This is a genomic window from Promicromonospora sukumoe 327MFSha3.1 (genome assembly GCF_000385135.1).
GTDB lineage: Bacteria > Actinomycetota > Actinomycetes > Actinomycetales > Cellulomonadaceae > Promicromonospora > Promicromonospora sukumoe_B.
Genome location: NZ_ARQM01000013.1, coordinates 236,093 through 248,748 on the forward strand (window position 1 = coordinate 236,093; position 12,656 = coordinate 248,748).

General features: G+C 72.5%; 13 protein-coding genes. 5 read left to right on the plus strand and 8 right to left on the minus strand.

What is annotated here, in order from left to right; translation table 11 throughout:
* Positions 1–247: 247 nt before the first annotated feature.
* Entirely contained in the window at positions 248–676 is a 429-nt protein-coding gene (locus H291_RS0121990; protein ID WP_157237245.1) for a hypothetical protein, read from the minus strand.
* A gap of 97 nt (positions 677–773) precedes the next feature.
* Between H291_RS0121990 and cmtR the strand changes: the two genes are divergently transcribed.
* The 4 genes from cmtR (at position 774) to H291_RS0122010 (ending at position 4,827) form a co-directional block, all read left to right on the plus strand.
* Positions 774–1,190, plus strand: coding sequence for a Cd(II)/Pb(II)-sensing metalloregulatory transcriptional regulator CmtR (cmtR, locus tag H291_RS0121995; RefSeq protein WP_020017191.1), 417 nt, complete (start codon positions 774–776; stop codon positions 1,188–1,190).
* Positions 1,187–3,214 (plus strand): heavy metal translocating P-type ATPase, encoded by a 2,028-nt coding sequence (locus tag H291_RS0122000; RefSeq protein WP_020017192.1) that lies wholly within the window; start codon positions 1,187–1,189, stop codon positions 3,212–3,214. Before cmtR ends, H291_RS0122000 begins: the two co-directional genes overlap by 4 nt.
* 125 nt (positions 3,215–3,339) lie before the next feature.
* Positions 3,340–4,359: a metalloregulator ArsR/SmtB family transcription factor gene (locus H291_RS0122005; protein ID WP_020017193.1), complete on the plus strand. Its 1,020-nt coding sequence runs from the start codon at positions 3,340–3,342 to the stop codon at positions 4,357–4,359.
* A gap of 45 nt (positions 4,360–4,404) precedes the next feature.
* A complete protein-coding gene (locus H291_RS0122010) occupies positions 4,405–4,827 on the plus strand; it encodes an arsenate reductase ArsC (protein ID WP_020017194.1) in 423 nt (140 codons plus the stop codon).
* Between the two features lie 56 nt (positions 4,828–4,883).
* Here H291_RS0122010 and H291_RS0122015 read toward each other — a convergent pair whose 3' ends face one another.
* Positions 4,884–6,365 carry an FAD-dependent oxidoreductase gene (locus H291_RS0122015; protein WP_020017195.1) on the minus strand — a complete coding sequence of 494 codons (1,482 nt, stop codon included), beginning with the start codon at positions 6,363–6,365 and terminating at the stop codon, positions 4,884–4,886.
* A gap of 84 nt (positions 6,366–6,449) precedes the next feature.
* Between H291_RS0122015 and H291_RS0122020 the strand changes: the two genes are divergently transcribed.
* A complete protein-coding gene (locus H291_RS0122020) occupies positions 6,450–6,827 on the plus strand; it encodes an ArsR/SmtB family transcription factor (protein WP_020017196.1) in 378 nt (125 codons plus the stop codon).
* Between the two features lie 525 nt (positions 6,828–7,352).
* On the opposite strand, the gene H291_RS0122025 is transcribed toward H291_RS0122020, so the two are convergent.
* The 6 genes from H291_RS0122025 to H291_RS0122050 all read right to left on the minus strand — a co-directional run bounded on the left by H291_RS0122025 (position 7,353) and on the right by H291_RS0122050 (position 12,606).
* The gene (locus H291_RS0122025; protein ID WP_020017197.1) at positions 7,353–7,736 is read right to left on the minus strand and encodes an SgcJ/EcaC family oxidoreductase; all 384 of its coding nucleotides are present in this window, start codon (positions 7,734–7,736) and stop codon (positions 7,353–7,355) included.
* Between the two features lie 16 nt (positions 7,737–7,752).
* Positions 7,753–8,460, minus strand: coding sequence for an SDR family oxidoreductase (locus tag H291_RS0122030; RefSeq protein ID WP_020017198.1), 708 nt, complete (start codon positions 8,458–8,460; stop codon positions 7,753–7,755).
* Positions 8,461–8,504: 44 nt separating this feature from the next.
* Positions 8,505–9,371, minus strand: a complete 867-nt coding sequence (locus H291_RS0122035) for an alpha/beta fold hydrolase (RefSeq protein ID WP_020017199.1) — start codon at positions 9,369–9,371, stop codon at positions 8,505–8,507.
* Between the two features lie 72 nt (positions 9,372–9,443).
* On the minus strand, positions 9,444–10,427 hold the full coding sequence (locus H291_RS0122040; protein ID WP_020017200.1) for a hypothetical protein: 984 nt from the start codon (positions 10,425–10,427) through the stop codon (positions 9,444–9,446).
* Entirely contained in the window at positions 10,424–11,752 is a 1,329-nt protein-coding gene (locus H291_RS31180; RefSeq protein WP_084468347.1) for an amino acid permease, read from the minus strand. Before H291_RS31180 ends, H291_RS0122040 begins: the two co-directional genes overlap by 4 nt.
* A gap of 26 nt (positions 11,753–11,778) precedes the next feature.
* Positions 11,779–12,606 (minus strand): alpha/beta hydrolase, encoded by an 828-nt coding sequence (locus H291_RS0122050; RefSeq protein WP_020017202.1) that lies wholly within the window; start codon positions 12,604–12,606, stop codon positions 11,779–11,781.
* Positions 12,607–12,656: the final 50 nt, after the last annotated feature.

Sequence of the window (12,656 nt, forward strand, 5' to 3'; positions counted from 1 at the left end):
GAGCTGGAGCAGCTGCCGCGGCGTCGGACGGCGGGACGGGCGCTTGGCGGACGGACCTTGGGCCGACGGGCGCGGGGTGTTCGGGCGGTGGGTGTTCGGGCGCTGGGCAGCAGGGCGCTTGGTGTTCACGGTTTTCCTCGCGGGGCAACGGACGCACCGGTCACGAGGACGGCACGTCGACAGGGGTGGGCAGGGCACGGACAGGCAGACTCGGATGGCGGACGACGACGTCCGCCGATCGGTGGGCCTACGTGCGGCTGATCCCCCGCAGCACCGGGTCGTGCCCGGCCGTGTGCGCGAGCGCGCGAGTGCGCAACCACTGGTTTCCCCCGGCGGCGAGCGCCGCCGGCTCGACGCGATACGTCCATGCGTCGGGTACAACCGTCGCGACTCCGCCGGCCATGGACGCGCTCAGGCACAGCACGCCGAGCGCCTGCGTCTCGTGCTGCGCCCCGTGAGCGGGGCAGTCGTCCGTGACCGGGACGACGCGCTCGACGGCCGACGACGCGACATGCTGCTGCGCGGTGGCCGCCGACGGCGCGGGACCGGCCGGGGTCGCCGCTCCGGATTCGGCCGCGGTCGCGACGCCCAGCGGCCCGGCCAGCACGAACAGCAGCGCGACCAGCGCCGACCAGACGACGGTCGCGCGCGTTCCGGGACGGGGCATGGTGGTCATGTCGAGCTGATCGTAGACGACCACTCCGGGCTGACCGCGGGATGAGCCGCCCCGTCAGAGATTCCGGAATGGTCATCGCTCACTGTATGGTCAGCGCATGCTGACCATAGCCTCGCGGCTGGACGTACTGAACCGGCTGGGCCGTGCGATGGCCGACCCGACCCGCTCCCGCATCCTGCTCTCCCTCCTGGACGCGCCCGGGTACCCGGCACAGCTCTCCCGCGACCTGGACCTGACCCGCTCGAACGTGTCGAACCACCTGGCGTGCCTGCGCGGGTGCGGCATCGTCGTCGCCACGCCGGAGGGCCGCCAGACCCGGTACGAGATCGCCGACCCGCACCTGACCCGCGCGATCGGCGAGCTGGTCAATACCGTCCTCGCGGTCGACGACGGCGCCCCGTGCGTGGACGAGAACTGCGACGTCCCGCTGTGCTGCGGGCCGGGTGCGGAGGCCGTGCCCGAAACCGCAGCCGAGGCCGAGGTCGTGCGGGAGGCACAGGAGGCGCTGCGGTGAACGACATCTGCTGCGGCCCCGGCCAGGGCGACGAGCACGACGACGGCCACGACGACGGGCACGGCGACGAGGACGCGACCCCCTGGTGGCGCGACCCGGGCATGCTGCTCCCGATCGCCTCCGGCGTGCTTCTAGCGGTGGGCTACACCCTGGAGTGGACCGGCGTCGCGACCGCCTCCGTCGTCGTGCTCACGCTGTCCCTGCTGGCCGGAGCCTGGACCTTCGTCCCCGGAGCGGTCCGCCGCCTGGTGCGCGGGCGCCTCGGCGTCAGCCTGCTGATGACGATCGCCGCCGTCGGCGCGGTGCTGCTCGGGCATGTCGGTGAGGCCGCCGCACTGGCCTTCCTGTTCTCCATCGCCGAGGCCCTGGAGGACCGGGCGATGGACCGCGCCCGCGACGGGCTGCGGGCGCTGCTGTCCCTGATGCCGCAGACGGCGACCGTCTCCCGGCTGTCCGGCGAGCAGACCATCCCTGCCGCCGGCCTGCAGGAGCTGGACATCCTGGTGGTGCGGCCCGGCGAGCGGGTAGCGACCGACGGCGTCGTCGTGTCCGGCACGAGCAGCATCGACACCTCCGCGATCACCGGCGAGTCCATCCCGGTCGAGGTCGGCCCGGGGGACGCCGTCCCCGCCGGTTCGATCAACGGCGGCGGCGTGCTGCAGATCGAGGCCACGGCGGCCGGCCGGGACAACTCGCTGACCACGATCGTCCACCTGGTCGAGCAGGCCCACGCCCGCAAGGGCGAGCGCGCCCGCCTGGCCGACCGGATCGCCAGGCCGCTCGTCCCGGCCGTCCTCGTGCTCGCGGCCCTGGTCGTCATCTTCGGGTTCATCGTGGGCGACCCCGCGCTGTGGACCGAGCGCGCGCTCGTCGTGCTCGTGGCCGCCTCGCCGTGCGCGCTGGCCATCGCGGTGCCGGTGACCGTGATCTCGGCGATCGGGTCGGCCAGCCGGTTCGGCGTGGTGATCAAGTCCGGGCAGGCCTTCGAGCAGCTCGGCACGGTCCGGACCGTCGCGTTCGACAAGACCGGCACCCTCACGCGGGGCCGACCCGAGGTGGTCGCCGTCGAGACCACCGGGAAGCACGACCGGGACCAGGTGCTCGCCGTGGCCGCGGGGCTGGAGGCGCACAGCACCCACCCCCTGGCCGCCGCGATCGTCGCCGCCGCGCCCGAGGCCGCCCGGCTCACCGAGGTCACCGAGCACCCCGGTCAGGGAATCACCGGGCTTCTGGGTGACGACGCGGCCACGCCCGCGGACGCCGGAGCGCCCTGTGCCCGTCCCGTCCGGGTCGGCTCGCCCCGCTGGGTCTCGCCCGGCCCCCTGGACGAGGCGGCACGGGACCTGGAGACCCAGGGCATGACCGTCGCGGTCGTCGAGATCGACGGCGCGGCCGCCGGCGTCATCGGCATCCGGGACGAGCTCAAGCCCGAGGCGGCCGACGCCGTCCGCGAGCTCGCCGCCGCGGGCTTCGAGACCGTCATGCTCACCGGCGACAACGAGCGCACGGCCCGGGCCCTGGCCGCCCAGGCCGGCATCAGGGACGTGCGGGCCGAGCTGCTGCCCGCCGACAAGGCGAGCGCGATCGAGACCTACAGCGCACGCCGCGCCACCGCGATGATCGGCGACGGCATCAACGACGCCCCCGCCCTGGCCGCGGCCGACGTCGGCATCGCCATGGGCGTGACCGGGTCCGACGCCGCCATCGAGTCCGCCTCGGTCGCGTTCACCGGCACGGACCTGCGCCTCATCCCCCGGGCCATGCTCCACGCCCGCGGGGGCCGGGCGATCATGACCGGCAACATCGGCCTGTCGCTCGCGATCATCGTCGTGCTGCTGCCGCTGGCACTGTTCGGCGTGCTCGGCCTGGCCGGCGTCGTGCTGGTGCACGAGCTCGCCGAGGTCGTCGTCATCCTGAACGGCATCCGCGCGGCCCGGCGGCCCCGCACCGCGACTCCGGTCGTCGACGACACCGGCCGGGCACGGTCGCGAACGATCGAGAGGACCCCCGAAGCCGCTCGGTAGGCACCGGCGCTGCCGGCAGGCCCTTGGGCAGCAAGGCCTGCGGCTCTGATCGACCTGCCGAGTGTCGGTGGTCTATATTGACGGATATCAACATAGACAGACGTCAATACAGCAGGAGGTCGGGGATGGGCGCTCTCACGCCGTCGAGCACGCGCGGGCTGGAGTCGCACGCCATCGGCATGGACGCGGCGACCGCCGTGGCCGCGACGCTCAAGGCTCTCGCCGACCCGCTGCGGCTGCGGATGTTGTCGGCCATCGCGACCAGCCCGACGGCGGAGGTGACCGTCGGCGAGCTGGCGACGCTGACCAAGGTGTCCCAGCCCACGGTGTCCCATCACCTCCGGGTGCTGCGCGAGAGCGGCCTGCTGGCTGCCGATCGGCGCGGGACCTCGGTCTGGTACCGCATCGAGCCGAGCTGTCGCGGCGCGCTGAACACGTTGCTGGACCGGTTCGCCCCGGCCGCAGTCGGTGCGGTGGAGCCGCCGCACCTGACCAGGCTGACGAACGTCGAGCCCGCCCTGGACCACGTAGCCGCCTCGCTGGTCGAACGGTTCCCGGCCGCACCTCGCAGCGAGTGCGTGCGGGTGGTCCGCGAGTCATACACGGCCCTGGCCCGTCGCGGTGGCGAGCCCACCCACCTGGTTCCGCTCACCGAGCACTTCGCCCGCCAGCGGATCATGGACGTCGAGCGCGCCCGGACGCTGGAGGCCGACCGGCCTCGGCCGCAGGTGCTGTTCGTGTGCGTGGCCAACGCCGGGCGGTCACAGCTCGCCTCGGCCCTTATGCGGCACCACGCGGGAGACCGCGTCGTGGTCCGCTCGGCGGGTTCGGCACCGGCGTCCGACGTGCACGCGAACGTCCGCCGCCTCCTGGAGGAGATGGGCGATGCCGCCGCTGCCGACGAGGTGGACGACGTGACGCGGTTCTACCCCAAGCCCCTGACCGACGACGCGGTCCGCGCGGCCGACGTCGTGGTGACGATGGGCTGCGGCGACGTCTGCCCGGTGCTGCCCGGCACGCGGTACGAGGACTGGCCGGTGGGCGATCCCGCGCTCGCCTCCCCGGCGGGCGTGGCCGCGATCCGCGACGAGCTGGACGAACGCGTGCGCGCCCTGCTGGCCGAGCTCCTCCCCGAAGCAGCCTGACCAGGCCGACCCGACCACGCACCGCACGAAGAACTGGAGCGCCCCATGACCACCACCGAACCCAGGCCGTCCGCCCTGTTCGTCTGCGTGCACAACGCGGGCCGTTCCCAGATGGCCGCCGGGTTCCTGCGGGAACTGTCCGGCGGGGCCGTCGAGGTCCGCTCGGCCGGGTCCATGCCGGCCGAGATGATCAATCCCACCGCCGTCGAGGCCATGCTGGAGAAGGGCATCGACATCCGCGCCGAGCAGCCCAAGATCCTGACCAACGAGGCCGTCGAGGCGTCGGACGCGGTCATCACCATGGGATGCGGCGACGCGTGCCCGTACTACCCGGGCAAGAACTACCAGGACTGGGAGCTGGAGGACCCGGCCGGACAGGGCATCGAGGCGGTGCGCCCCATCCGCGACGAGATCGAGCGGCGCGTGCGTGTCCTGCTGACCGAGCTCGGCGTGGAACCGGTCGCGTAGTCGCACGGGCGCGAGCCGGGTTCGCACCCGGCTCGCGCCCCCTGGTCACCCGGGTGTCACGCGTCGCCGGAGCGGCCGTGCTCGACGCCGGTCGCGAACCCGACCTTCACCGGCTCCGGATCGACGGTCCCGCATCCGGCGGGCGCTCCCAGACCGAGCGTGACCGGCTGCGGGCCCGACGGCGCCGCGCAGCATCCGCCGCCGGACGCGCCCGCCAGGGCGAGAGTGTCCGGGGAGACCACGCCGTCCTCGTCGGCGGCGAACGCCAGGTCGGACGAGCACACGCCCGTGGCGGGCAGGTTCAGCTCGACGGCGTCGGCCGCGACCCGGTCGCCGGCCAGCGCCGCGACCACGGACCGGACCTGCTCGTAGCCGGTGGCCAGCAGGAACGTGGGCGCCCGGCCGTAGGACTTCATGCCGACCAGGTAGAACTCGTCGTCCGGGTGGGCCAGGTCGATCTCGCCGTGCGCGGGCACCGTGCCGCAGGAGTGGTGGTTCGGGTCGATCAGCGGCGCGATCGCCCGGGGCGCCTCGACCACGGGGTCCAGGTCGAGGCGGATCTCGCGCAGCATGTCCAGGTCGGGCCGGAAGCCGGTGGCGTTGACGATCGTGTCCACCGTCAGGTCGAGGTCGACGTCCGCGCCGTCCCGCCGCGCGGTGCCGAGCACCCGGACGCCGTCCGACGACGTCGCGGGTTCCAGCCGGTCGATCTCGACCCGGGTCAGCAGCTCGACCTGCCCGGCCTCGACGGCGTCGCGCAGGCGCGTGCCGAGCAGCCCACGGGCCGGGAGCTGGTCGTCGGAACCGCCGCCGTACAGACGGCGCGGGGAGCCGCCGCGGATGGCCCAGACGATCCGCGTGCCCGCTTCGTCGCGGGCCAGCTCGACCAGGCTGAGCAGCGTGTTCGCCGCGGAGTGGCCCATGCCGACCACCAGAGCGGTGCGACCCGCGAAACGCTCGCGGGCGGCGCCGAGGACGTCGGGCAGTGCGCCCGCCAGGTGCCCGGCCGCCGCGTCCTCGCCGATGACCGGCAGCCCGGACAGCCCGAGCGGGTTCGGGGTGCCGAACGTGCCGGAAGCGTCGATAACCGCCCTCGCCCGCACCTCGCGCACCTGCTCGCCTGCGGTGTAGCGCACCAGGTACGGGCGACGCTCACGCCCGAGCGACCGCGACCGGTCCGCACCGTCCCGGGTGACGTCGGTGACGCGGACCCCGTACCGGACACGGTCCCCGAGGACGCCGGCCAGCGGCGTCAGGTAGTTCTCGACCAGGTCGCGGCCGGTGGGCAGGGCGTCCGGGTTCGGCTCGACCCAGCCCGTAGCGGTCAGCAGGCGGCGGGCTGCGGCGTCGACGTCGTACTGCCACGGAGAGAACAGGCGTACGTGGCCCCAGGACGCGACCGCTGCTGCCGGGCCACCGCCCGCTTCCAGCACCAGCGGTTGCAGCCCCCGTTCGACCAGGTGCGCCGCGGCGGCGAGGCCGACCGGCCCGGCGCCGATGACGACGACCGGGAGTCCCTCGCGTGGCGTCTCTGACATGGCAGCTCTCCTCAGATCGAAGATTTTCGATGCGTGAACACGAGCAACATATCCATATTCTTCGATGCGTGGCAAGATGGGCGCATGGCCACCGCTCTCGCACTGACAGACGTCTCGCTCACCAAGCCGGCCGACGCGTCGGGCGCGTGCTGCGCTCCCCTGGTGCGCGAGGCGGCGGACCTCGAGTCCGCGGCCGAGATCGCGCGCGTGTTCAAGGCGTTGAGCGACCCGACGCGGGTGCGCCTGCTGTCGGTCATCGCTGCGCACGACGGCGGCGAGGCGTGCGTCTGCGACCTGACCGAGCCGGTCGGGCTGTCGCAGCCCACGGTGAGCCACCACCTCAAGCTGATGGTCGACGCGGGTCTGCTCACCCGGGACCAGCGCGGCAAGTGGGCGTACTACTCGGTGGTGCCGGGCGCCCTGAATCGGCTCGGGGCGCTGCTCACGGAGGCGACAAGCTGACGGCCGATTGGCCTGGGACGCCTACCACGTTGCCACGACCGAACCGAAATGTCGGTTGGTCCGGCGGTGGGCGTACGCGTTTCGTCGTGGCGGTGAGGCGAGAAACAAGAAAGCCGCTGACCTGGTGCGATACCAGTTCAGCGGCCCTCTGTCGGTGGAGCTAGGGGGATTCGAACCCCCGACCTTCTCTGGGAGCCTCGAGTCCTCGCACCACATCCGGACCGGCTGGTAAGTGCTGTCTTGGCGAGCCCGCAACCTGCAGAATCGTTGGAATCTAGCGGATCGCGGGGCTCATCAAGGAGTCTGGCATCGGTGCGCGTTGGTGCGCAACCGGGCCCGCTCAGGCTCGTTCGATGCGTGGCATGCGCGTGGCACGGGGCTGATGCGTGGCACATCCGTGGCACGAACTCGTCCGCAAAGGGGCGCTCGAAACAACCTGTCACGATGTGCCACCCAACACAGGCGCCCAAGTACGGACCTCTCCGGGATGAAGTGGTCGGTACCCGGGGCACCCGTGCGTCCTGACTACTCGATGCGCGACACGTGGTAATGCGCGATCTGCCACTCCTGTTCGTGATGTTCGAGCAGGGTGGTGAGGTGCACGTTGACGGTGGGCCGGTCAGGGAACGCGAAGGCCAGCTGAACATAGCCGAGGATCGTTCCCGGGCTGGGTGTGCGCGTGTGTAGGACCCGGAAGGACGCCGTCATGCCGAGAGGCTGTGCAGCGTAGTACTCCGCCACACCCGTGCGCCCGATGGTGTGGCTCGGTCGCAGTCCTTGGAAGAGGGCATCGGTCGTGAATACGGCGGCGACGCCCTCGGGGTCGTGTGCGTCGACCCGGTCCTTCCATCGGTCCAGGACCGTAGTGACGACAGCGTTGGCCTCGTCGAGTGGTGTGGTCGTGCGCATGGCGCCATCTCCGTTCTCAGGACAGTCCGCCGTCGATGTCGACGACGGCTCCGGACATGAAGGGGTTCTCGGCGAGGAACAGTGCGGCCTCGGCCGTCTCCCGTGCGGTGCCAGCACGCCCGACGGGCGCGGCGCCGGCCGCGAACTTCAGGTACTGGTCGTGCTCGGCGGGCGGGGTGCGGTCAGCGCGGGTGTCGATCCAGCCGGGTGAGAGCGCGTTGATGCGCACGGGCGCGATCTCCAGGGCGAGGGCCTTGGTCAGTGCCTCGACTGCCCCGTTGGCCACGGCGTACGGGGTGTAGCCGGCGGTGGGCTTGCGGTAGAGGTAGCCGGACATGAGGGTGATCGAGCCGTCGGGCGGGAGCAGGGGCAGTGCGGCCTTGACCGCGTGGTACTGGCCCCAGAACTTGCTCTCGACGAAGGTGCGCATGCGTTCCTCGCTGATGTCGGTGAAGCGTCCGCCCTCGGTGATCGCGGCGAAGGCGAAGAGGTGGTCGAAGGGTCCGATCTCCGCGAACACCTGCCGGACTGCCTGGGCGTCGGTGACGTCCAGGACGCGGTAGGAGGCGGAGTCACCGAGGTTCTTCTGCGCGGTGCGCAACGTCTCCTCGGTGCGGCCCAGGATGACCACGCGGGCGCCGCGTTCGATGGCGAGCTGCGCGGTTGCGTAGCCGATGCCGGTGGCGCCGCCGGTGATGACGACGGTCTTGGTGTCCCAGTTCATGATGGCCTTTCGTGATGGTGCGGTGGTGCGGTGGTGCGGCGCGGTCAGATGCCGACACGGGCGAGGAACCCGCGGATGTAGCCGGTGATCGCGTCGAGGTGGCTCTCCAGGGCGAAGTGGCCGCTGGGCAGCAGGTGGATCTCCGTGTCGGGCAGGTCCGCGGCGAAGGCGGTGGCGCCGTCGGCGGCGAAGATGCCGTCACGTGCGCCCCAGACGGCCAGCAGCGGGACCTGCGAGCTGCGGAAGTACTCGTGGACGGCGGGGTAGAGCGCGACGTTGCTGGGGTAGTCGCGGAACAGGGCCAGCTGCACCAGGTCGTTGCCCGGCCGGTCCAGCAGTGCCTGGTCGTGGGTCCAGGTGTCGGGGCTGACCACCGACGGGTCCTCGACGCCGTTGAGGTACTGCCACTTCGTGGACTCCAGCGACAGGGCGGCCCGCACACCCGGTTCGGTCTCGGCGTCCGGGGTGGTGGCGTAGGCGAACAGGCCGTCCCAGAAGGCGCGGACGAAGCCTGCCTCGTAGGCGTTGCCGTTCTGCGTGATGATCGCGGTGACGGCTTCGGGGTGGCGCAGTGCGAGCCGCCAGCCGATGGGGGCGCCGTAGTCCTGGACGTAGAGGGCGTAGCGGTCCAGCCCGAGCTGGTTCAGCAGCGCGTCGGTGGTGTCGGTCAGGTGCTCGAAGGTGTACTCGTAGTCGTCGACCGACGGTGCGTCGCTGAGGCCGAACCCGAGGTGGTCCGGGGCGATGACGTAGTAGCTGTCGGCCAGCGCCGGGATGAGGTGGCGGAACATGAACGAGCTGGTCGGGAAGCCGTGCAGCAGCACGATCACGGGGTTGCTGGGGTTTCCGGCCTCGCGGTAGAAGACGGTCCGACCGTCGATGGTCGTGGTGCGGTGGTGGACGGTGATCATGATTCCTCCTGGTTTTTCGGGTGGTTGGGCCGCTGGCCCGGGTGGTGGGCCGACGGGGGGTCTGTGGGTGGTTCAGTGGCGGGCGTGTCGCCGGGCGGCGGCCGTGATGCTGCCCAGGGCGATCGCGCCGATGAGTGCGGTGGCGGCGGCCACGGCGGCCCAGGCCCAGACCTGCCAGGCCGCTGGTTGGGTCGCGGTGAGCCAGCGGACGGCGTAGGTGGCGCTGGCGGCGGCGGTGAAGGTCAGTGCCCAGAAGCTGGGGCCGAACCGGAGGCGGCGGTAGCGGCCGACGAGCGCGAGCTGGAGCGCGACGAAGACGACGAAGGTGCCCAGCAGTGCGTCCTGCACGCCGTCGGGGGCGCTGCCTGTCATCGCGAACCAGGCGTTGCCGGCGACTGCGGGCGGAGCGCTGACGATGGCGAGGGTGGGCACGAGGGTGTCAGGCAGGGTGGGTCCCAAGGCGAGACGGGTCAGGACGATCGCGGTGATCAGTGCCCAGAACAGGACACCGACGGCGAACGCGGCCAGGGCGGCACGGTGCAGACCCACCTGGGCCAGGGCCTGCGCGGACAGCAGCCCGGTAGCGACGGTCGGCAGGAGGTAGCCGCCGTGGATCACCGCCACGTCGCGAGGCCGGGCGACCAGGGAGGCCAGGAACACCGCGGCGTAGAGCAGCCCGGCTGCCACGGCCACCAGGACGACGGCGGTTCCCGGGACGGGTGCCTCGGACGCGAGCCGGCCTCCGAGCAGGAGGGCGACGGCGGGTGCCAGTGCAGCGAACGGGCCGGTGACGGGGTCGACCAGGTCGGCTCGCAGTGCTCCGGCGCGGTGGGCGCCGATCGCCCAGCGAGTCAGGGTAGCGGCCCACAGGAGCAGCGCGGTGGCCCACAGGGCGAGCTCGATCACGGTCGGTGCGTCGAGGAAGGACTCGGCGGCGGTCCAGGTCCCGGCCAGGCCGGAGATCCCGAAGGCGGGCGCCAACGCGTTGGGCCGGGTCCGCGGCGTCGTGGGGTGCTCGATCTGCCCCGCCGGGCGGGGCGCTGCCTGCTGGGTCATCTCAGCTCCTGGTGGGTGCGAGTAGCTCGATGGTGGGCTGGGCCGTGGTGAGTTGTGCGGTGGTGGGCTGGGCGCTGCCGCCGTACGAGGGCCGCGGCCAGGACTGCGACGCCGATGGCGGCGGGTGCGGCAAGGTGGGGCCCGGCGGGCACGAGCAGGGTGGCGACCGCGCCGGTGGCGAGCAGCGCCGTCCACCAGGCACGGGTGCCACGGGCCAGCAGGCGCAGTCCTGCGGCCAGGCCGAGGACGTACACGGGGACCTGCGACCCGGCGGTCAGCGCGACCAGGAAGGCGACGTCGACCGGAGTGGTCGCGGCCGCGGTGAGCGCGGCCGCCATGATCAAGGCCGGGACGGCCAGGGCGCGGGCCCGTATGGCCGGCCGTGCCGGATCGCCGCCGGACTGCGCGGCACCGGTCTCCACGAGGCTGCCTGCGTAGGCGGTCGCGTTGCCCGTGGCCACGGCGGCCGCGACCACGGCCGCCACCGTGACGCCAGGGCTGCCCAGCGCGAGGTCGAGCATCGCGGCCACCGGTGCCTCGGTCCCACCTGCGCGGGGTCCTAGTACGAGGATCTGCGGCACCGCGACCAGGCCGTACAGCGTCGCGACGACCACGAGGGTCAGGGCGGTGACCCGGGGCAGGGTCCGTTCCGGGTCGCGGAGCGTTCGCGGGAAGGCCGCGGCGGCCTCCCACCCGGTCAGGACCCAGGTCAGCACCAGTGCGGCCTGCAGCACCCCGGTCCAGCCGTCGGGTGCGAGCGGGGTCAGGGCGGTGGTGTCGGCATGCGGTGCGGTCAGGGCAGCGGTGACCACCACGAGGGCGACCACGAGCCCGGTCAGCACCGGGACGAACGCACCGGTACCGGCGCGCCGTCCGATCGCAGCCACGACCGCGATACCCGTGATCCCGGTGGCGACCAGCAGCGTGGTCGTGCGCCCGCCACCAACGGCCTGGGCAAGGTAGGCGCCGCCGATCAGGCCGAGCGCGGGGATCCCGACGGGCACGCCGTACCGGAACCACGCCCCGGCTACCCGACCGGCCAGCGGCCCGAACGCCGTGGTGACGTACCCGACGATCCCTCCGGTCGCCCCGGTCCGCTCGATGGCCACGAAGGTGTGGGCGATCGGTACCGAGGCGACCAGCAGTGCGGCGAGCACGAGCAGGGAGGCCGGTCCGGCCGCCTGGGCCGCCAGGCCCGGGAGAGTGAGGATCCCGGGCCCGACGACGGCGGCGGTGTACAGCGCGGTACCGCGCAGCACACCCGCACCCCGGCGGGCCCCCGTGGGGGTCCCGGCCGGTCGGGCTGCCACCGGTGTCCTGGTCATGGTCCGCTCCCCTGCCCCTGGCCCGGTCAGCGGGACTCGGACGCGGTGGTGGTGCGGACGCCGCGCGCGGCGAGCCAGTCCAGGGTGTGGTCAGCGACCTGACGCCAGCCGGAGTCGATGGTCAGCGAGTGGCCACGGTCGGCGTACTGCTTCAGGTCGGTCCTGGCGGTCGAGTCGCCGTAGAGCTTGAACGCGGCGCGGGTGACGACGTCGGGCACGGTGTGGTCCTCCTGGCCGGAGACCAGCAGGAGCGGTCCCCGCTCGGTGTTGGCGGTGTTCACCTGGGCGGGCGAGTTCTTGGTGAAGTTCGCGAAGGCGGCCTCGAACAGCGGGCGGGCCGGCGACGGGATGGTGTAGCGGTCGAAGAGGTCGTCGGACTCCTGGCGGGAGACGGCGTTGCCGAACCCGTACCGGAACTGGTCCGCGGTCAGGGACACCGCCCGGCGCTTGTTGGCCGGGTTGCCCAGGGCCGGGAGGCCAGAGCGCAGCTGGGCGAACGGCAGGGGCTTGACGCCCTTGATCTGGGCCGGGTCGATGGCGATACCGGCGATGCCGTATCCCTGGCCGAGGAGCTTCTGGGTGATCAGGCCGCCGAAGGAGTGGCCGATGATCACGGGCGCTGTGTCCAGGCCGTCGATGATCGCGGCGTAGTGGTCGACGATCTGGTCGATGCCGATGTCGGCGACGGCCTGCGGGTTGTTCCGGGCGGCCTGGATGGTCGTGGCCTCGTTCGGCCAGCCCGGGGCGACCGGTGCGAAGCCCTCGCGCTCGTACAGGTCGACCCACGGCTGCCACGAGGATGCGTGGAGCCAGAGGCCGTGGATGAAGACGATGGGGGTGCGGGTGGTGGTCATCGGACTTTCCCTTCGGTGAGGGCCGCCGTTCGCGGCCCGGTTGTTTCTGA